This window comes from Candidatus Pantoea bituminis (assembly GCF_018842675.1).
Taxonomy (GTDB): Bacteria; Pseudomonadota; Gammaproteobacteria; order Enterobacterales; family Enterobacteriaceae; genus Pantoea; species Pantoea phytostimulans.
Genome location: NZ_JAGTWO010000004.1, coordinates 2505403 through 2525316, shown reverse-complemented (window position 1 = coordinate 2525316; position 19914 = coordinate 2505403). Strand labels below are relative to the sequence as shown.

At 50.8% G+C, this 19914-nt stretch carries 21 protein-coding genes and 3 pseudogenes; 14 read left to right on the top strand and 10 right to left on the bottom strand.

What is annotated here, in order from left to right; translation table 11 throughout:
* Positions 1–130: 130 nt before the first annotated feature.
* Positions 131–1332, top strand: a pseudogene (locus KQP84_RS15675) (serine hydrolase).
* A gap of 31 nt (positions 1333–1363) precedes the next feature.
* On the opposite strand, the gene ybjG reads toward KQP84_RS15675, so the two are convergent.
* Both ybjG and KQP84_RS15665 read right to left on the bottom strand, forming a co-directional pair.
* Complete coding sequence (ybjG, locus tag KQP84_RS15670) at positions 1364–1969, bottom strand: undecaprenyl-diphosphate phosphatase (RefSeq protein ID WP_215847224.1); 606 nt, start codon at positions 1967–1969, stop codon at positions 1364–1366.
* Positions 1970–2380: 411 nt separating this feature from the next.
* Positions 2381–4069 (bottom strand): aspartate:alanine antiporter, encoded by a 1689-nt coding sequence (locus KQP84_RS15665; RefSeq protein WP_215847223.1) that lies wholly within the window; start codon positions 4067–4069, stop codon positions 2381–2383.
* A gap of 258 nt (positions 4070–4327) precedes the next feature.
* Between KQP84_RS15665 and ybjM the strand changes: the two genes are divergently transcribed.
* Complete coding sequence (ybjM, locus tag KQP84_RS15660; protein WP_215848311.1) at positions 4328–4693, top strand: inner membrane protein YbjM; 366 nt, start codon at positions 4328–4330, stop codon at positions 4691–4693.
* Between the two features lie 122 nt (positions 4694–4815).
* Here ybjM and KQP84_RS15655 read toward each other — a convergent pair whose 3' ends face one another.
* Positions 4816–5079, bottom strand: coding sequence for a GrxA family glutaredoxin (locus tag KQP84_RS15655; protein ID WP_215847222.1), 264 nt, complete (start codon positions 5077–5079; stop codon positions 4816–4818).
* Between the two features lie 270 nt (positions 5080–5349).
* Here KQP84_RS15655 and KQP84_RS25465 point away from each other — a divergent pair.
* From KQP84_RS25465 to KQP84_RS15610, 9 genes and pseudogenes are all read left to right on the top strand, one after another.
* Positions 5350–5535: pseudogene (locus KQP84_RS25465) on the top strand (DUF1418 family protein); the annotation flags it as partial.
* Between the two features lie 81 nt (positions 5536–5616).
* Positions 5617–6339 (top strand): oxygen-insensitive NADPH nitroreductase, encoded by a 723-nt coding sequence (gene nfsA, locus KQP84_RS15645; RefSeq protein ID WP_215848310.1) that lies wholly within the window; start codon positions 5617–5619, stop codon positions 6337–6339.
* Positions 6340–6360: 21 nt separating this feature from the next.
* The gene (gene rimK / locus KQP84_RS15640; RefSeq protein WP_215848309.1) at positions 6361–7263 is read left to right on the top strand and encodes a 30S ribosomal protein S6--L-glutamate ligase; all 903 of its coding nucleotides are present in this window, start codon (positions 6361–6363) and stop codon (positions 7261–7263) included.
* Between the two features lie 87 nt (positions 7264–7350).
* Positions 7351–7836 carry a YbjN domain-containing protein gene (locus KQP84_RS15635; RefSeq protein ID WP_215847221.1) on the top strand — a complete coding sequence of 162 codons (486 nt, stop codon included), beginning with the start codon at positions 7351–7353 and terminating at the stop codon, positions 7834–7836.
* Between the two features lie 369 nt (positions 7837–8205).
* The gene (gene potF, locus KQP84_RS15630; RefSeq protein ID WP_215847220.1) at positions 8206–9315 is read left to right on the top strand and encodes a spermidine/putrescine ABC transporter substrate-binding protein PotF; all 1110 of its coding nucleotides are present in this window, start codon (positions 8206–8208) and stop codon (positions 9313–9315) included.
* Between the two features lie 123 nt (positions 9316–9438).
* Positions 9439–10572, top strand: coding sequence for a putrescine ABC transporter ATP-binding subunit PotG (potG, locus tag KQP84_RS15625; protein WP_215848308.1), 1134 nt, complete (start codon positions 9439–9441; stop codon positions 10570–10572).
* Positions 10573–10581: 9 nt separating this feature from the next.
* Positions 10582–11544 carry a putrescine ABC transporter permease PotH gene (potH, locus tag KQP84_RS15620; protein WP_215847219.1) on the top strand — a complete coding sequence of 321 codons (963 nt, stop codon included), beginning with the start codon at positions 10582–10584 and terminating at the stop codon, positions 11542–11544.
* A complete protein-coding gene (gene potI / locus KQP84_RS15615; protein WP_215847218.1) occupies positions 11541–12386 on the top strand; it encodes a putrescine ABC transporter permease PotI in 846 nt (281 codons plus the stop codon). The genes potH and potI overlap by 4 nt, the downstream gene beginning before the upstream one ends.
* 74 nt (positions 12387–12460) lie before the next feature.
* Positions 12461–12928, top strand: coding sequence for a YbjO family protein (locus KQP84_RS15610; protein WP_215847217.1), 468 nt, complete (start codon positions 12461–12463; stop codon positions 12926–12928).
* Positions 12929–13070: 142 nt separating this feature from the next.
* Here the strand turns inward: KQP84_RS15610 and artJ (KQP84_RS15605) are convergent, their stop codons facing one another.
* From artJ (KQP84_RS15605) to artP, 5 genes and pseudogenes are all read right to left on the bottom strand, one after another.
* Positions 13071–13802, bottom strand: coding sequence for an arginine ABC transporter substrate-binding protein (gene artJ, locus KQP84_RS15605; protein ID WP_215847216.1), 732 nt, complete (start codon positions 13800–13802; stop codon positions 13071–13073).
* A 124-nt stretch (positions 13803–13926) separates the two neighbouring features.
* A complete protein-coding gene (gene artM, locus KQP84_RS15600; RefSeq protein WP_215847215.1) occupies positions 13927–14595 on the bottom strand; it encodes an arginine ABC transporter permease ArtM in 669 nt (222 codons plus the stop codon).
* Positions 14595–15310, bottom strand: a pseudogene (gene artQ / locus KQP84_RS15595) (arginine ABC transporter permease ArtQ). The gene artM and the pseudogene artQ overlap by 1 nt, the downstream one beginning before the upstream one ends.
* Positions 15311–15316: 6 nt before the next feature.
* Positions 15317–16048 (bottom strand): arginine ABC transporter substrate-binding protein, encoded by a 732-nt coding sequence (gene artJ, locus KQP84_RS15590; RefSeq protein ID WP_215847214.1) that lies wholly within the window; start codon positions 16046–16048, stop codon positions 15317–15319.
* Between the two features lie 15 nt (positions 16049–16063).
* Positions 16064–16792, bottom strand: a complete 729-nt coding sequence (gene artP, locus KQP84_RS15585; RefSeq protein WP_215847213.1) for an arginine ABC transporter ATP-binding protein ArtP — start codon at positions 16790–16792, stop codon at positions 16064–16066.
* An 80-nt stretch (positions 16793–16872) separates the two neighbouring features.
* Here artP and KQP84_RS15580 point away from each other — a divergent pair, with 80 nt between their 5' ends.
* Positions 16873–17016 carry a hypothetical protein gene (locus tag KQP84_RS15580; protein WP_215847212.1) on the top strand — a complete coding sequence of 48 codons (144 nt, stop codon included), beginning with the start codon at positions 16873–16875 and terminating at the stop codon, positions 17014–17016.
* Between the two features lie 11 nt (positions 17017–17027).
* On the opposite strand, the gene KQP84_RS15575 is transcribed toward KQP84_RS15580, so the two are convergent.
* Positions 17028–17567 (bottom strand): lipoprotein, encoded by a 540-nt coding sequence (locus KQP84_RS15575; RefSeq protein ID WP_215847211.1) that lies wholly within the window; start codon positions 17565–17567, stop codon positions 17028–17030.
* Between the two features lie 128 nt (positions 17568–17695).
* Between KQP84_RS15575 and KQP84_RS15570 the strand changes: the two genes are divergently transcribed.
* A complete protein-coding gene (locus KQP84_RS15570; protein ID WP_215847210.1) occupies positions 17696–18016 on the top strand; it encodes a heavy metal-binding domain-containing protein in 321 nt (106 codons plus the stop codon).
* A complete protein-coding gene (locus tag KQP84_RS15565; protein ID WP_215847209.1) occupies positions 18013–18837 on the top strand; it encodes an N-acetylmuramoyl-L-alanine amidase in 825 nt (274 codons plus the stop codon). Before KQP84_RS15570 ends, KQP84_RS15565 begins: the two co-directional genes overlap by 4 nt.
* 7 nt (positions 18838–18844) lie before the next feature.
* On the opposite strand, the gene ltaE is transcribed toward KQP84_RS15565, so the two are convergent.
* Positions 18845–19846, bottom strand: coding sequence for a low-specificity L-threonine aldolase (gene ltaE, locus KQP84_RS15560; protein WP_215847208.1), 1002 nt, complete (start codon positions 19844–19846; stop codon positions 18845–18847).
* Between the last annotated feature and the right edge of the window lie 68 nt (positions 19847–19914).

Below are 19914 nucleotides of genomic sequence, written 5' to 3'. Positions count from 1 at the left end.
AGGATTACTCTACTAAACTCTAAAAAACTTTACGGTTCATCGGTTTTTTCGCAGACGCCAACGGTTAGCGTTCTAACTGAAGGTTTTTGCCTTAAAACCCCGATTTAACAAGGACAATTCGGTCACGCTCATGACAAATACTCGCTTCGCTTCCCGTTTGCGGCTTTTTGCTGCAACCTCATTACTCATTGTTGCGCCGATCAGCGTTTTTGCTGAACAGGCGCCGAATGCCCTCAAATCGATGCGAAAGCCTGGATTTTAATCGACTACGCCAGCGGCAAAGTATTAACAGAATCTAATGCCGATCAACGACTCGATCCTGCCAGCCTGACAAAAATGATGACCAGCTATGTGGTCGGCCAGGCCATTAAAGCGGGCAAGATTAAACCCGACGATCTGGTTACTGTGGGTCAGGATGCATGGGCAACGGGTAATCCGAAACTCAAAGGCTCATCATTGATGTTTCTTAAACCGGGCGACCGTATTCCGGTACATGAGCTGAATAAAGGCATTGTGATTCAATCGGGTAATGATGCCTGTATTGCGCTGGCTGATTATGTCGCCGGCAGTCAGGATTCGTTTATTGGCTTGATGAACAACTATGTCAAAGCCTTTGGGCTGCAAAATACGCATTTCATGACGGTGCACGGTTTAGATGCGGAAGGGCAATATAGCACCGCGCGCGACATGGCGCTGATTGGTCAGGCGTTGATTCGTGATGTGCCTGAAGAGTATGCGCTAAATAAAGAGAAAGAATTTACCTTTAATAATATTCGCCAGATGAACCGAAATCGCCTGCTGTGGAGTACCAACCTAAAAGTCGATGGCATTAAAACGGGCCACACTTCAGGCGCAGGGAATAATTTGGTGGCCTCTGCAACCGAAGGCGACATGCGATTGATTTCCGTGGTGCTGGGTACTGCTACCGACGCTATGCGTTTCCGCGAGAGTGAGAAGTTGCTGACCTGGGGTTTCCGTTTTTATGAAACGGTAACGCCGATCAAAGCTGATGCGCCTTTCGCCCAGCAGCGCGTCTGGTTTGGCGAGCGCAATCAAGTGAACCTTGGGGTAGAAAAAGATGCCGCGCTGACCATTCCGAAAGGGCAGATGAAAAATCTCAAGGCCAGCTACACGCTAAGTTCGCCTCAGTTAGAAGCGCCACTGAAGAAAAATCAGGTTGTCGGCACCATTAATTTCCAGCTGGATGGCAAAACTATTGAGCAGCGTCCACTGGTGGTCATGCAGGATGTGCCAGAAGGCGGTTTCTTCAGTCGTATTATCGATTTTGTGATGATGAAGTTTAACGGCTGGTTCGGGAAGTGGTTTTCGTGAAGAGAGGGGACGCCGCAATGCGTCCCCTTTTTTAACCTTGCGTCCAGCCTTTACGAATCGGCAACGCGAAAAGGGTGCGGTAAAGCGGATTGATCACATTCAGCATGCGGTTGCCGTAAATTTGCCAGGCAAGATGCGACGCCAGACAACCCAGCATCCCTACCAAAAATCCGCCTAACATATCCATTGGCCAGTGCACGCCCAAATAAACGCGCGACCAGGCGATAGCGCTGCCAACCAGCATTAAAATTACACCCGACCACAAACGATGCCAGAAGATAAAAGCCAGCGCGAAGGTGAAGATGGTGGTGCCGTGATCGCTGGGATAAGAGTCGTCAGCCGTGTGATGCAGGAACTGATGCCCTAAGCCAATGGCAAAGGGGCGAGGATGCGGCAGCAGCTGGCCAACGCACCAGGAGATCGCTAACGCGTAAATCAAGGCCATTCCGGTTTTCAACACCAGCACACGCTGAGATTTAACCTGCTCGTGTGGCCCCCACAACCACAGCGCTACAATCAGCAGCGGCACAATGGCAATCAAGTCTTTGGCAATAAATGTCGCCAGTTGCAACATCCAGGCGGGCGAAGCGGGTGTAGCGTTAATCAACATAAACAGCGAGCGGTTTAACTCTTCCATTATTGGCGGGCTTCCTCTTTGAAAAGTGCGCGAGCACATTCAGCAATCTCTGTTTTGGATAGGCAACATCTGTAAACAGGCAAAATTGGCTCAGTTTGATGTGACCGCGTTGCTGAGCAGCAGCGCACTAAATGCTAATAAAATAAAGAGGCTATCCTGGAATTATTCGATGCATTCGTCCATAGCAGGGTTCTTAATCTTCATGCAGGTTGTAAAACGGTTTAGGTTTAATGACATTTACATGAAGGCTGTATCTCATGGGCAGGCGCTTTGACCGGGGATTTCAGGCATAAAAAAACCCGCTAGCTAAATCACTAACGGGCTCCACAATTTGGGGATTTCAAAGAAAAGCAGTGGCACTTATTAAGACTGCACCCCCATTAAAAAGTTCTGGACTCCACTAAAAAATTTTTATAAGGGCAATATCGGCCAAATAATCACAATCAGCGTACCTGCTAGCGTCAGAAGGACGTTGGCTATTGCGTAGGTGCCTGCGTAGCCGAGTGCTGGAATGTTGCTACGTGCGGTATCGCTGATAATCTCCATGGCGGGCGCGCAGGTGCGTGCGCCCATAATGGCCCCAAACAGCAGGGCGCGGTTCATTCGCAGTACGTAGGCGCCAAACAGGTAGCAAATCACCACCGGAATCAGGCTGACCAGCAATCCACACAGCAGCATTAAGGCACCGTCGCTGCTCAGGCCATGATTAATGCCGCTGCCCGCACTCAATCCAACACCTGCCATGAACACCATCAAACCAAACTCTTTCACCATGGTCAGCGCGCCCTGCGGGATATAACCAAACGTGGGATGGTTAGCACGCAGAAAGCCCAGCATGATACCTGCAAACAGCAAACCGGCAGCGTTACCAATGCCAAAACTAAAATTGCTGAACTGGAAAGTGATCAGGCCAATCATCAGCCCAACAATAAAGAAAGCGCAGAACGCCAGAAGATCGGTCATTTGACTATGAATGGCGATAAAGCCAATGCGATCGGCCACGCTTTTCACGCGACGCGCTTCACCGCTGACCTGTAACACATCCCCTTTGTTGAGAATGATGTTGTCATCGATCGGCATTTCGATCTGACTGCGTATTACGCGGTTAAGGAAGCAGCCGTGATCGGTCAGGTTGAGTTTGCTCAGGCGCTTATTCACGGCGTTATGGTTCTTTACCACGATCTCTTCAGTGACGATGCGCATATCCAGCAAGTCGCGATCAAAAACCTCTTTGCCGTTGCGAAAGCTAGGATCAAGACGGGCGTGAGCGTCGGGATAACCCACCAACGAAATATCATCGCCCAGTTGCAGCACCGCATCCCCATCAGGGCTGGCGATAATGCCATTACGGCGAATACGTTCGATGTAACAACCGGTCTGACGATAGATGCCTAATTCACGCAGGTTCTTACCGCCGCTCCACGCCACCAGTTCCGGGCCGACGCGATAGGCACGGATCACCGGCAAAAAGACTTTGCGCTGGCTGTCGGCATCTAAACCACGTTCACGGGCGATTTGTTGCGCGCAGGTTGATAAATCTTGATGCTGTAGACGGGGCAGGTAGCGGGCACCAAAAATCAAACTGACTAAACCAATCAGATAGGTGATGGCATAACCCAGGCTAAGGTGATCCTGCATCAATGCCAGCTGTTTGCTGTCGCTGATGCTTTGCCGCAAGGTATCGCCTGCGCCGACCAACACGGGCGTTGAGGTCATGGAGCCCGCCAACATGCCCGCGGTTAAACCGATATCCCAGCCAAACAACTTGCCTAAACCCAACGCTAAAACCAGCGCGCTGACCACCATGACGATAGCCAGCATGAAATAGTTTTTTCCGTCGCGGAAAAAAATTGAGAAGAAATTAGGCCCGGCTTCAACGCCAACACAAAAAATAAATAACATAAAGCCCAGGCTCAAGGCGTCTGTATTTATCGCGAAGTGTTGTTGCCCTAATAACAGGGAAATTACTAATACGCCGATAGAATTTCCTAGTTGAACGGAGCCGAGACGCAATTTACCCAGACAAAGTCCGAGGGCCAATACAACAAATAATAACAAAACGTCATTTCCGCTTAACAATTCTGCGACGTTAATATTCACTGTTTAACTTCTTGTTTACATGTAACTTATTGATGAGTGGCTTGTTTTTGGTTATCTTGAGCAAGCCGTAACATCCCGCATTGTAAAATGCAGCTGCAGGATAGGGTGATGCGGCGGCTATTCTAATCAGAAAAATCTTTCTCAGCTATGCGCTGAAATCATTCAGACGAACAGCGGACTGTTTCTTTTTATTTCCACCTGAGCGCAGCAGGTAGAACGTTGAATTTTGTCATGTTAAATGTTGATGAGTGGGGTGATATGCCGCAGCGTTCTTATCTCTGGACTATCCGTCTTCTGGGCGTGGTGATTTATAGTCTGGTGTTCATTTTTGCGCACGATTTTTGGCAGACCGGTAAAGCGGCTGTCCGCGGTCAACCGGAATTACTGCTTTTCATTCTTCCCGGTGTATTTATGGCTTTAGTGCAAGCGAACAGCCCGCTGAAAAGTACCTTGTTAATGGCTTTGTGGGGATCGTTGTTAGCCGCATTGATGCTCAACAGCGCGTTATTTCCCTCCACAAATTGGCTTTTTCTGACTGCATGGAGCCTGAGTGCCATTTTTTGGGCCGGTTGTGGCGCGTTGCTGGTGCGATTATTGCGGATAATGTTAACGCTTAGAAGTTAAGGTGGGCGTAGAGATGAAACCGTTCAGAGCGTTGTGATGCAGCGGCGTGATCAATTTTTGCGGATATTAGCGAAGCAGTTTATCGTTTGGACTAAACCGCTTCGTGAGATCTTCATACACCTTTAAGCAACAAAGCCCAGGTTTTCTTTAGTCCACGCCGCAAACTCGGTGTAGCCACCAATGTGCTGTTCGTCGAGGAAAATCTGTGGCACGGTGTTTACGGGTTTGCCTGCGCTGGCTTCCAGATCCGCTTTCGTAATCCCTTCCGCCTGAATATCAACGTATTGAAAGCTAAAATCGTCGCGATCGGCCGCTAATTTGTCAGCCAGTTCTTTGGCACGTACACAAAAAGAACAACCCGGGCGACCAAAAATTACAGCAATCATTGAAAACTCCTTGCAGACTATGTTGTGTGATCTGCATCACGCAACAGGTAAAAGAATGACAATCATCATGCCCGCTCGTACCGCTTAAAGAAAGCAGGATTTACCTGTTAGTCTGATGCCCGCCGTCTATACCCGTCTTGATCTAAAATGCAGGCGCGTCAGCGTTGTGTACTGGTCTTAACTTCTTTTCAAAAGATGTCGGGTATGGGCAGGCGCTGACTTGTTAACCATAATTACCGTTCCATTCAGGTGTGATGCAGGAGCGGAGTAATGCGAAATGTAGCGAGATTACCGAAACCCATTCTGGTAATGGAGGCGATAGGTGGCCTGCTGATTATTGCCGCACTGCTGGTGATCAATCAGTGGCTGCCTGCGTCAACATCGGTCGACAGCAAAACGCTGGCGACCGGGCTGTTGTTATTTGGCGTCATTTTGATGCTGCCTGCCGCCTGGCTATTAATGTGGCGCACCGCAAAAGCGATGGCGCCGCAGTTGTTTAATCGCACCGACAAAAAAGATAATGTTGCTGGAGAGTTTATGACACCGACCATTGATTTATTGTGTAGCCACCGTTCCATTCGCGCGTTTACCGATCAAGCCATCAGCGAAGCGCAACGTGAGGCAATTATTCACGCAGCGCAATCGGCGTCCACATCCAGCTTTTTGCAGTGTTCTTCTATTGTGCGCATCACCGACAAAGGCCTGCGCGATCAGCTGGTCACTTTATCTGGCGGACAGCCTTGGGTGGCGGATGCGGCTGAGTTTTGGATCTTCTGTGCCGATTTTAATCGTCATCTGCAGATCTGCCCGGATGCGCAGCTTGGTCGCGCTGAGCAACTGCTGTTAGGTTGTGTTGATACAGCATTGATGGCACAGAACGCCATGATTGCAGCAGAGTCAATGGATCTGGGTGGCGTGTTTATTGGTGGTATCCGCAATAGCATTGCGCAGGTTACTGAATTACTTGAGCTGCCAAAATATGTGCTGCCGCTGTTTGGTTTCTGTATGGGTTATCCTGAATCCGCACCAAATGTGAAGCCGCGTATGCCACAGGCGATGTTAGTGCATGAAAATCACTATCAATCGGTGGATCCAGCGGTGCTTGCCGATTACGATAATCAGATTACTGAATATTATCAGCAGCGCGACAGTAACCAGCGTAGCGAAACCTGGAGCCAGCTGATTCAGCGCCTGATCATTAAAGAAACGCGCCCATTTATGCTGGATTATCTGCATCAGCAGGGTTGGGCGACACGCTAATCTGACCCAAGGAATGTGATGATGAAAATGGCCATCCTGTCTTGTGATGGATCGCTTTATTCATGCCGCCGTTTACGTGAAGTTGCCGAGCAGCGTGGCCATTTTATTCACATCATTGATCCGCTTTCTTGCTACATGAACATCAATCCCGCGTCGCCTGCAGTACATTATTGCGGCGAACCGCTGGAACACATTGACGCCATTATTCCTCGCATCGGTACCTCCATCACCTTTTATGGCACGGCTGTGTTGCGCCAGTTTGAGATGTGCGGCAGTTATCCGCTCAATGAATCCGCAGCGATTACCCGCGCGCGTGACAAATTACGCTCCTTGCAGTTGCTGGCACGGGCAGGCATTAATATGCCAGTAACCGGTTTTGCCTCCTCGCCTGACGATACGCAAGATCTTATCGCGATGGTGGGCGGCGCGCCGCTGGTGGTAAAGCTGGTGGAAGGGAGTCAGGGAATTGGTGTGGTGCTGGCAGAAACGCGGCAGGCTGCGGAAAGCGTTATTGACGCCTTTCGCGGCCTGAATGCGCATATTCTGGTGCAAGAGTTTATCAAGGAAGCGCAAGGGCGCGACATTCGTTGTCTCGTCATTGGCAACAAGGTGGTCGCGGCCATTGAGCGTCAGGCGAAAGAGGGCGATTTCCGATCAAACCTGCATCGCGGCGGTAAAGCGCATCCGGTTAACATCACCGATCAGGAGCGTGAAATTGCTGTTAAAGCCGCGTCAACACTGGGATTAGACATTGCAGGCGTTGACATTTTACGCGCGCATCGCGGCCCGTTAGTGATGGAAGTTAACGCCTCGCCAGGGTTAGAAGGTATTGAAGCCTCCACCGGGTTGAATATTGCCGGTATGATGATTGACTGGATTGAGCAACACGCTCTACCCGGCCAACGTCCTAAAACCGCTGGCTAACCCGCGCTTTTCAGCGGTTTTCATAGCGTCAATGGCAATTTTTCCGTAAGCTTAGTCGCCTGTTTATTCACCCCAAGGGATTTTACGATGGATTCTCTTGTCGTTCCGGATATCGACCTGTTGCGTCGCTGGCTGGATCAGCAAAATATCACCTGGTTCGAATGTGATGCCTGTCAGGCACTTCATCTGCCGCACATGCAGAACTTTGAAGGGGTGTTTGACGCCAAAATCGATCTGGTCGACAACGTCATTCTGTTTTCTGCGCTGGCGGAAGTGAAGCCGACGGCATTAATTCCTTTGGTTGGCGACCTGTCGCAAATCAATGCCAGTTCACTCACGGTTAAAGCCTTTATCGACATTCAGGATGATAATTTGCCGAAGCTGATTGTGTGTCAGTCGATGACCACCACAGCGGGTCTAACCTTTGGCCAGTTTTCACATTTCATGAAGCAGAGTGAAGAGCAAATTTCCATGGTCATTCTGGAAGCGTTTGCCAACAATTTGTTGATGATGAGTGAAGATGAAGAAGAGGAGCGCCCGGCGACCTTGCTAGGCCACTCCATGCTGCATTAATCCTTCCAGATTTAACTGCTGCATAATGCAGCAGTTTTTCTTTATGCCCCACCACGTTTTATTCTGCATTTTGCCCTTTAATGCCAGATATTTGTCGTTCTTTATGCCATCAAAGCCGAACCTCATAGTTTAAAGATGAATAAAATATCGCAATTAGGCGTTTTTTACGCTGAGGTCTGGTTAACCCTCATCAGGGCGGCTATTCTTGCGGGGCTACGTCAGCCTTGTAAATGCAGCGCAGGTATAGGTTTTTACTATTAAACTCCCGCTGAATAATGATTCATTGTGTCACTAATTTTACGCACAGAACGCAACGTTCGGATCAGGTATTTGTAGCGTTGTGATGACCCGCTCAGGAGGAAGTAAAACATGTCCAACCAACGTCAAAAATGGTTGTCAGGTGTGGTTGCTGGCGTGCTGATGGCAGCTTCTGCCAGCACAATGGCGGAAGATAAAACGCTGCATGTATATAACTGGTCCGATTATATCTCACCAGATACCGTTCCGAATTTCGAAAAACAGACCGGCACTAAAGTGGTCTATGACGTGTTTGACTCCAACGAAGTGCTGGAAGGCAAGTTAATGGCCGGCAGCACCGGTTATGACGTGGTAGTGCCATCCTCCAGCTTCCTGGCGCGTCAGCTGCAATCTGGCGTGTTTCAGCCGTTAGATAAAAGCAAATTGCCTAACTACAAAAATCTCGATCCAGCGCTGATGGAAAAAGTCGCGCAGCACGATCCGGGCAATAAATACGCCATTCCTTACCTGTGGGGCACCACCGGTATTGGTTATAACGTTGATAAAGTTAAAGCGGCGTTGGGTGCGGATGCGCCCGTTAACAGCTGGGATTTAGTCTTAAAACCTGAGAACCTGGAAAAATTGAAAGGCTGCGGGGTTTCCTTCCTCGATGCGCCAGAAGAGATTTTCGCCACCGTGCTGAACTATCTCAGTAAAGATCCGAACAGCTCAGATGCGAAGGATTACTCAGGTGCAGCCACCGATCTGCTGCTGAAATTGCGTCCGAATATTCGCTATTTCCACTCTTCGCAGTACATCAACGATTTGGCTAACGGCAATATCTGCGTGGCCATTGGTTGGTCAGGCGATATTTTGCAGGCGAAAGATCGCGCCGATGCCGCGAAAAACGGCGTACATCTGGCTTACAGCGTACCCAAAGAGGGCGCGCTGGCGTTCTTTGACATGATGGCGATTCCGAAAGACGCGAAAAATCTGGATGCCGCTTATCAGTTCCTGAACTACATGATGGATCCGAAAGTGATCGCTGATGTCTCTAACAAGATGTCCTACGCTAACGGTAACAAGGCATCGCTGCCGCTGATTAACGCTGACGTGCGTAATAATCCAGGTATTTTCCCAACGCCTGAAGCCATGTCAAAACTGTTCGTGCTGAAAGTACAAGATCCAAAACTGGATCGTGTGCGTACGCGTGCATGGACTAAAGTAAAAAGTGGTAAGTAATTCGTTCTAAACGAATAGGCTTATAACGAAACAGCAACAGAGGTGCAGTGATGGCCTCTGTTGTGCCATTTTTAGCGGCTGGCTTTGCCGTGCAGTTCCGCGTGGCCCCGGAGATTAATGTTAGTGAACGACGCCATTCCTCGTCCTCAAAATAAAACCGCAAAGGCGTTAACGCCGCTGCTAGAAATCCGCAACCTGACCAAATCGTTTGATGGTCAGCACGCTGTTGATGATGTCAGCCTGACGATTTATAAAGGCGAAATTTTTGCGCTGCTGGGTGCATCCGGCTGCGGTAAATCGACGCTACTGCGCATGCTGGCGGGCTTTGAACCGCCAACCAGCGGCCAGATCGTATTGGATGGACAAGATTTGTCTCACGTTGCGCCGTATCAGCGCCCAATTAACATGATGTTCCAGTCCTACGCCCTGTTTCCACATATGACTGTGGAACAGAACATCGCTTTTGGCCTGAAGCAGGACAAGTTGCCAAAGGGTGAGATCAGCAGCCGGGTTGAAGAGATGCTGACGTTAGTGCACATGCAAGAGTTCGCCAAACGTAAACCGCATCAGCTTTCGGGCGGCCAGCGTCAGCGTGTGGCGCTGGCACGTAGTCTGGCAAAGCGTCCAAAGCTGTTATTGCTGGATGAGCCGATGGGTGCGTTGGATAAAAAGTTGCGTGACCGCATGCAGTTAGAAGTGGTCGATATTCTTGAGCGTGTCGGCGCGACCTGCGTGATGGTGACGCACGATCAGGAAGAGGCGATGACCATGGCGGGTCGTATTGCCATCATGAACCGCGGCAAATTTGTGCAGATTGGCGAGCCGGAAGAGATTTATGAACACCCCACCAGCCGCTACAGCGCCGAATTTATCGGCTCAGTCAATGTCTTTGAGGGTCTGCTGCGCGAGCGTCGTGAGGATGGCCTGGTAATAGACAGCCCCGGCTTGCTGCATCCACTGAAAGTGGACTCAGACGTCTCAGTGACAGACAACGTGCCGGTACACGTCGCGCTGCGTCCAGAAAAAGTGATGCTTTGTGAAGACGTTCCTGCAGATGGCTGTAACTTTGCGGTGGGTGAAGTGGTGCATATTGCCTATTTAGGCGACTTGTCGATTTTTCATGTGCGCCTGCGTAGCGGGCAAATGATCAGTGCACAATTGCAAAATGCACACCGCTTTCGCAAAGGGTTGCCGACATGGGGCGACGAAGTTCGTCTCTACTGGGAAAGCGACAGCTGCGTGGTGTTGACGGTTTAAGGAGGCGCAATGAGCCAGATTTTTCAACGCAGCAAAGCGCCCGCCAAATTGGTTGGTACGCCGCTGCAGCGCTGGGTAACGCGCATCAAAATGCAACATGGCCGCAAGCTGGTCATTGCATTGCCTTATATTTGGCTGGTGCTGTTTTTCCTGCTGCCTTTCCTGATCGTGCTGAAAATCAGCTTCGCGGATATCGCTCGCGCCATTCCGCCGTATACCGATTTAATCAGCTGGGCCGACGATCAGTTCAGCCTGATTCTTAATTTTGCCAACTATCTGCAACTTACTGATGATCCGCTGTATATCGACGCCTATTTGCAATCTTTGAAAGTGGCGGCGATCTCCACGGTGATCTGTCTGTTGATTGGTTATCCGCTGGCGTGGGCGGTGGCGCACAGTAAGCCCTCAATGCGCACCATTTTGCTGCTGCTGGTGATTCTGCCGTCGTGGACCTCATTTCTGGTGCGTGTTTATGCCTGGATGGGGCTCCTTAACAACAACGGTATTTTGAACCGCTTCTTGCTGTGGCTGGGCGTGATCGACCATCCGCTGGTGATCCTTTACACCAACACTGCGGTTTATATCGGCATTGTTTACTGCTATTTGCCGTTTATGGTGCTGCCTATCTATACCGCATTAACCCGCATCGATTATTCGCTGGTGGAAGCGTCGTTGGATTTGGGTGCGCGTCCGCTGAAAACTTTCTTCAAGGTGATTGTGCCGCTAACCAAAGGTGGGATTATTGCCGGTTCGATGTTGGTATTTATTCCGGCGGTCGGAGAATACGTGATTCCTGAGCTGCTTGGCGGGCCTGACAGCATCATGATTGGTCGTATCTTGTGGCAAGAGTTCTTTAATAACCGCGATTGGCCAGTCGCATCTGCGTTGGCGGTGATTATTCTGCTGATACTGATTCTGCCTATCATCTGGTTCCACAAGCATCAAAATCGTGAAATGGGAGAGAAGGGATGAATAATCTGCCAACGATCCGCTCGCCCTGGCGCACCGCCATTTTGGCGTGCTGTTTCCTGTTTCTTTATGCGCCGATGCTGCTGTTGGTGATTTATTCATTCAACAGCTCGCAGCTGGTCACGGTGTGGGAAGGTTTTTCGTTTCACTGGTACAGCGTGCTGTTTCAGGATGATGCGATGATTGATGCGGTGCTGCTGAGTTTAAGCATCGCGGGATTATCGGCCAGCATGGCGGTGGTATTGGGCACGCTGGCGGCAGTGATCATTGTGCGCTTCGGTCATTTCCGCGGTCACAACGGTTTTGCCTTTATGCTGACAGCGCCACTGGTTATGCCGGATGTGATTACCGGGTTATCGCTGCTGTTGCTGTTTGTCGCGATTGGCAATGCCATCGGCTGGCCGAGTGAGCGCGGCATGTTAACTATCTGGCTGGCGCACGTCACGTTTTGTACCGCCTATGTGGCGGTGGTGATCAATTCGCGCCTGCGTGAACTGGATCGCTCCATTGAAGAAGCGGCGATGGACTTGGGCGCAACGCCGCTGAAAGTGTTCTTCGTGATTACCGTGCCGATGATTGCACCCGCGCTGGTGACGGGCTGGCTGCTGGCGTTTACGCTATCGCTTGATGATCTGGTGATTTCCAGTTTTGTCACCGGGCCAGGCGCGACCACGCTACCCATGGCAATTTTCGCCACCGTGCGCCGTGGTGTGAACCCGGAAATTAATGCACTGGCCTCGCTGATCCTGTTCATTGTCGGTTTGGTTGGCTTTATCGCCTGGCGCTTCATGGCGCATACAGAAAAACAACGTTTAAGCGATATTCAGAAAGCTAAACGTGGCTGAAACTCGTAAGCTTTGCCACTATAAGAATGGGCTGGTTTTCCAGCCCATTTTCAATGGCGTACGGAGCACGGAACATGTCGGAAACCCTCAAACACCGCCCGGTTTTACCAGAAGCACCCGTGGCGGTATCGGTCGCAGGGATTGCTATTATCGTTACGCGTTGCCTTAGCGTATTGATGCTAGCTAACGAACTGGGTTACGCCGAAATCGTTAATTTTGTTCATCGCAGCGCCCAAGCCTGGGATTCCACATTTATCTTTATTGCCAGCCAACTGATTTTTCTGTTTGAGCTACGCTGCGCGTTTACGTTGATGCGGGGCAGCAATCGCGGACGTTGGGGATATGTCGGGACACAGGTGATTGTGTTGTTTTATATGCTGATGGCTTCAATGGGATGGATCTACCCAGAAATATTCAGTATTAGCGGCGAGAGTAATGCGCAGATTATCCACCATACGCTGTTGCAGAAGCTACCGGACGTTGTGGTGCTGATGCTGCTTTTCCTGCCTGTCAGCAGCCGCGTCTTTTTCTATAAGCGTTGAACGCACGCCTGCCGCAACTCTGCTTTGTCAGGTTTTAGCGGTTGCCGAACGATTGATGAACGAGGGTGGGCCAGCGTAGCAATTATCTGAACTGAGGACAGTGCAGAACCGGTCAGACAATGACCTTGCTGGCCCATAATACTTATTCGGGGAACCACTTCTGATTGAGCTGCTGCCAGCTGCCATTAGCTTTCATTTCAGCCAGTGCGCTATTCAACTTCTCGCGTAACTCTTCGTTACCTTTGCGTACTGCGATACCTAAACCGGTGCCAAAGTAATCGGTATCGGTGACATGTTCACCCACGGTAGCGAGATCGTTATTGGTTTTTAACCACTGATTAACCACTGCGCTGTCGCCAAACACGCCATCCAGACGACCGTTTTTCATATCCAGAATTGCGTTCTGGTAGCTGTCATAGGCCACCATCACGACTTCAGGATGTTTATCCTGCAAGAATTTCTGATGCGTGGTGCCGTTCTCTACGCCAATGCGCTTGCCTTTCAGCTGGCTGAAATCGTTGAATTTGCCTTTGCGAGCAATAACGATGGCGGAGTTAGCGTAATAAGGCTGCGTGAAATCGACCTGTTTACTGCGATCGGGCGTGATGTCCATGCCGGAGATCACCGCATCGTAACGACGGAATTTCAACGACGGAATCAAGCTGTCAAAAGCGTTATTGGTAAACGTACAGTCTGCTTTCATCTGCTGGCATAACGCTTTAGCCAAATCGATATCGAAGCCGACAAGCTGATTTTCACGATCCAGAGATTCAAAAGGGGGATAGGTTGCCGAAGAGGCAAAACGGATTTTCTCCGCAGCGTGGGCATTCATTGCCAGGGTTGCCAGTGCAGCGGCAACAATCCATTTTTTCATGATACGGCTCCTGTAAAACGTCATTAGCACAGCGTTTGGACGCGTTACAAGATGCCACTAAATGAATCTTTATGCAATATCTGTGAGTAAATAAGTGAAAAAGGCGAGAATTCTCGCCTAAATATCAGTTTCGGCGCTCAAATGCCAGCGCGCGCTTTTCGATCAGACGCATCATCAAAGTGAGTAAACCGTTGACGCACAGATAAACCAGACCCGCCGCCGCGAACACGGTGACATCGTAGGTGCGTCCGTACAGCAATTGTCCGTGTCCCATCACTTCCATCAGCGTAATGGTATAAGCCAGGGAGGTGCCTTTAAACACCAGCACCACTTCATTGGAATAGGATGAGAGGGCGCGTTTAAAGGCGTAAGGCAGCAGGATGCGCAGCGTGTCTTTGCGGTTCATCCCAAGCGCAGCACAGGATTGCCATTGACCAGCAGGGATGGCACGCACAGCACCATAAAAAAGCTGCGTGGTATAAGCCGCACTGTTTAGTGACAGTGCCAACATGGCACACAGCCACGGTTGTGACAGCAGATGCCACAACCAGGGAATCTGTTGAATGCTCGGGAACTGGCCGGGACCGTAATAGATCAAGAATATTTGTACGAGCAGCGGCGTGCCGGTAAACAGCGTAATAAAACATTTTACCAGCGGTGTAAGCAGCGGCATTTTCAGTGACAGCACCACGGTGAACAGCAATGACAGCACCAGCGCCACGATCAGCGAGGCCATAGTCAGTGTCAGGCTGGTATGCAGCCCTTTCATTAATTCGGGTAGATACTCAAGCATCAGCTGTTTCCCCGCTCAAAACGGGTAGTGCGTAATTCAATGCGGCGTAATACCGCCTGGCTGAACAACGTAATAACCAGATAAATAGCCGCCGCCACTAAAAACCAGGTAAACGGCTCTTGAGTGCGGGTCGCAATGCTTTTGGTTTGCAGCATCAGGTCATTTACGCTAATCAACGATACCAGCGCCGTATCTTTCAGCAATACCAGCCATTGGTTGCCTAAGCCTGGCAAGGCGTGCCGCCACATCTGCGGCATAATCAGACGAAAAATATGGCTGATTTCTTCATGCCCAGCGCCTGACCCGACTCCCATTGTCCCACCGGCACCGCTTTTAATGCGCCGCGCAGGGTTTGGGATGCATAAGCGGCATAAAGCATCGCCAAGGCAATCACGCCACACAGGAAGGGGCTGACGTCGAAGTTTTCGATCTGCATCTGTATCGGCAACTGGAACAGGCCGAAATTGAGGGTAAAGCCGTCAGATAAGATCAGCAGCAGCTGCGAGGCGCCGAAATAAATAAACAGCACCACCAGAATTTCCGGCAGGCCGCGGATCAACGTGACTAAACCTGTACCGAGCCACGCCAGCGGTTTCCAGCGCACCGATTCCCAGCCAGCAAAAATCATCGCCAGCACCAGGCCAGCGATGAGAGCACAAACGGCAAGGCCGACGGTCATACCGGCGGCGCTTGCGAGTGGAATCATTTCATTCATTGAAAATTACTGTTGGAACCATTTGCTGTAGATGGTTTTGTAAGTGCCGTCTGCTTTGACTTTATCCAACGCGGCGTTGAATTTAGTCTGCAGCTCGCTGTTACCCATGCGTACTGCGATACCCAAACCGGTACCGAAATAGGCTTTGTCCGTGACTTTTTCACCGACAGGTGCCAGCGCAGTGTTCTGCTTCAGCCATTCGTTTACCACTGCGGTATCACCAAATACGGCATCGATACGGCCATTTTTCAGGTCAAGAATCGCGTTCTGGTAGCTGTCGTAAGGTACGGTGGTAATTTCACTGTGTTTTTCGGTCAAATATTTCTGGTGCGTGGTGCCATTCTGAACCCCAACACGTTTGCCTTTCAGTGCTGCCACATCAGCCACCTTGCCTTTCTGCGCAACAAACAGCGCAGAGTTATCGTAATAAGGCTTGCTGAACAGAACCTGCTTTTCACGCTCTGGCGTGATATCCATGCCGGCCATAACGGCATCAAAACGACGGAATTTCAGGCTTGGGATTAAACTGTCAAAGGCCTGATTGGTGAAAGTACAGGTTGCGTCGATCTCTTTACACAGTGCGTTAGCCAGATCGACATCGAAGCCCTGAATTTTGTTGTCTGAATCAACAAACTCAAACGGAGGATAAGAGGCTTCAGTGGCGAAGCGAATCGTTTGAGCGGCTGATGCGCTCAGGCTCAATCCAGCAAGCAGTGCAGCAAGTACAACTTTTTTCATTTTTAGCATCCTGACTTAGTGCGAAAGGTAGTTGGCAAACGCTTCGGTTTGCGGCTGTGTAAATCGGCTGGCGTCGCCCTGTTCCACAATATGACCGTTCTCCATGTAAACCACGCGGCTGGCAGTTTTACGTGCCACTTCCACTTCATGGGTAACGATTACTTGGGTAATTTGGGTCTGCGCCAGCTCGCGAATAATGCTGACAATCTGGGCGGTGATTTCGGGATCGAGCGCGGCGGTAGGCTCATCGAATAGCAATACCTGAGGTTCCATCATCAACGCACGCGCAATAGCGACGCGCTGTTGCTGACCGCCGGAAAGATGCAGCGGGAAGCGATCGCTATAAGGCGTTAAGCGCAGGCGATCCAACAGTTTGTCGGCGCGTGCTTTTGCATCCGCTTTGCTTAAACCCAAGACACGGCAGGGCGCTTCAATCAGGTTTTGCAACACAGTGAGGTGCGGCCAAAGATTATATTGCTGAAAAACCATGCCGACATTTTGGCGAAGTTCGCGAATTGCCGCGTCAGAGGGCTTTTTGCTGAAATCGAACTGGTTTCCGGCGATCTGCAAATGGCCAGAGCGCGGATGCTCCAGCAAGTTCAGTACGCGCAGCAGAGAACTTTTGCCTGCGCCGCTCGGACCGAGCAGCACCAGCGTTTCGCCCTGCGGGCATTCCAGGTTGATGTCAAACAGCGCCTGATGAGCACCGTAGAAGCAGTTAATTGCGTTTAGTTGAATACTCATGCGCCAAATATGAATAGCTATTAGTGTCGTAGATTTTAACGTCCTCAGAATAGTTATGCAATTGAGGTGGGTTAAAATTTATGAAACAGCAGCAAAACCCTAAAAGCGTAGCACAATATCGCGCCTTTCCCCTTCACGTTTGGCTGGGTTGCGTGTTTATCCTTGAACTGAAACTAAAAGCGCACCACATTGCTGCAGTACGCTTTTTCTATCTAAATACCTGAAAAATAATGTATTACTTCTTCTCGTACTCCAGCGTCTGACCCAGCGTGCCGCTACCCGGATGTGACCAGTTGGCCGCATAACGTATGTCGTCAACGACCCAGCAGGTGCCTTCACGGATCATCAATACTTCATCCTGCCATTGTTTACCGTCACGGCTCAGATCAACACGCAAAGGAATATTATGCGCATCGCTGTTAGGAATAGTGGAGGCGTCCGCTACGCTGGCTACCGTTGGACCTTGCGCCAGGCTGGAGAAGAGATCGCCGTTGCGCCATGCGCCATTTTTGGTGTTGCCGTTGGCGGCAAGTAACGTTTGATAAAGGTGATCGCTTAGATAGGGACGATATTTTGCCAGCGTGCTGCTGTCAGGCAAACCCTGCGTAGGCTGGGCAACGCGCAGGTCATAAAACTGCTGGGCAACGCTATCAGGACCGCCCTCAGCGCAGGACGCTGTACGTGGGCCATTATCCTTGATGACCGGCTCAACCGTGGTACAGGCGCTAAGCAGCACTGCCGCAGGGATCAACAGCGCAAAGGCTTTGTTTCTCATCTCGATTTCCTTATTGTTCTCTGGCAAAGCGCCATTTTTAGCATAGAGTATAGCCGTGCTTTTTAGTCGAAAGAGCCTTAGTCCGCTTTGTTAAGGTTTTAGTCTGGTTTTCAGAGAAGGAGAACACGATGAAATTGTCTACCACGCCTACGCTAGAAGGGCACCGCATTACCGAATATTGTGGCGTTGTAACGGGTGAAGCGATTTTGGGCGCTAATATTTTCCGTGACTTTTTTGCCGGTATTCGCGACATCGTCGGCGGTCGCTCGGGCGCCTATGAGAAAGAGTTACGTAAGGCGCGAGAAATCGCGTTCAAAGAACTGCAAGAACAGGCAAAAGCATTAGGCGCTAATGCAGTAGTGGGGATTGATATCGATTACGAAACCGTCGGCAAAGACAGCAGCATGTTGATGGTGAGTGTAAGCGGCACGGCGGTCATCGTTAGTTGAAAAAATGGATACTAATACTGGCAGCGATCCTATTGTCTGGCTGCCAGTCTGGCGTGGAATCACGTAAGGGTTACTGGGCCGATTTACGCCATCCGGCTCAAGGTGCGCGCCCGCGTATCAAGGTGATTGTGATTCACTACACCGCCGAAGACTTCTCATCTTCACTCGCTACTTTGACCGATAATCAGGTCAGTGCGCATTACCTTATCCCGCGCCAGCCGCCACAACGCGAGGGCAAAGGCATTATCTGGCAGTTAGTTCCCGAGCGTGATTTAGCCTGGCATGCTGGCCCCAGCTTTTGGCGTGGTGCTACGCGCATCAACGATACGTCAGTGGGTATCGAACTGGTGAACAGTGGTTATCGACGCACGCTAACCGGGCGCGAATGGCAAGCTTTTACCCCGGCGCAAATCGCATCGCTAAGCGCACTAGTGAAAGACGTGGCGCAGCGTTACGGCATCGCGCCTGAGAATATTGTCGGGCACAGCGATATCGCTTCGCAGCGCAAACAGGATCCGGGCCCCTGTTTCCCTTGGCAGCAACTGGCGCAGCAAGGTATTGGCGCGTGGCCAGATGCCGATCGTGTGCAGGTTTATTTAGCCGGAAAAGCCGCGCAGACGCCGGTGCCAACGGCACAGGTGATGGAATTGCTGCAGCGCTACGGTTACGCGGTGACGCCAGAGATGACGCTACCTCAGCAGCAAAATCTGATCGCCGCCTTTCAGATGCACTTTCGGCCAACTGATTATCGCGGACTACCGGATGCAGAAACCGCAGCGATTGCCGCCGCGCTACTGGAAAAATATGGCGCGGCGGAATAGCACGCTGTTACTGCTGTAAAAAGGCTTTCCAGTGCGTGACAACCTGTTCCAGCGCCGCACGGTCAACATCAATATGCGTCACCAAACGTGTTGCTGGGCCGACGCTAATCAGCACATCACGCGCCTTCATCCACGCCTTGAGCGGTTCAACCTGTTCCGCAGGTACACGGACAAACAGCATATTGGTTTGCTGATCAACGACCTCAACGCCAATTTCATGCAGCTGTTGTCCCAGCCATGCGGCGTTGTCGTGATCCTCTTGTAAACGCGTCACGTTATGTTGCAGCGCATACAAACCGGCAGCCGCCAGAATACCGGCCTGGCGCATGCCGCCACCGGTCATTTTACGCCAACGGCGTGCACGCTCAATGTAGGCTTCATCGCCACATAACAGCGATCCCACTGGCGTACCCAACCCTTTAGAAAGGCAAATGGTCAGGCTATCGCAATAGCGTGCGATGGCTTCCAGCGTGACCTTTTGAGCAACAACGGCGTTGAAAATACGTGCGCCATCAATATGCAGCCCCAGTTGGTGTTGGCGGGTAAAGGCAAAAGCTTCAGCCAGATAAGCCAGCGGCAGCACTTTACCATGATGGGTATTTTCCAGACTGAGCAGGCGAGTACGTGCAAAATGAATGTCATCAGGCTTGATTGCAGCAGCAATAGACGCCAACGGCAATGTGCCATCAGCGGCGGCTAAGATCGGCTGCGGCTGAATACTGCCAAGTACAGCAGCGCCGCCCGCTTCATATTTGTAGTTATGCGCTTGCTGGCCCACGATATATTCATCGCCGCGCTCGCAATGGCTGAGCAGCGCGACCAGATTCGCTTGGGTACCGGTTGGAAAGAACAGCGCGGCAGCTTTGCCGCTCAAGTGCGCAGCTTCAGCTTCCAGTGCATTAACCGTAGGATCATCACGATAGACGTCATCGCCGGTCTCTGCCGTCATCATCGCTTGCAACATCGCGGCACTAGGCCGGGTAACGGTATCACTGCGTAAATCGATCACGTTGCGCTCCTGAACTTTCCTGATTAATAAAAAAGCGGGCATGGCGCCCGCTTGCGAAGTTCTATGGT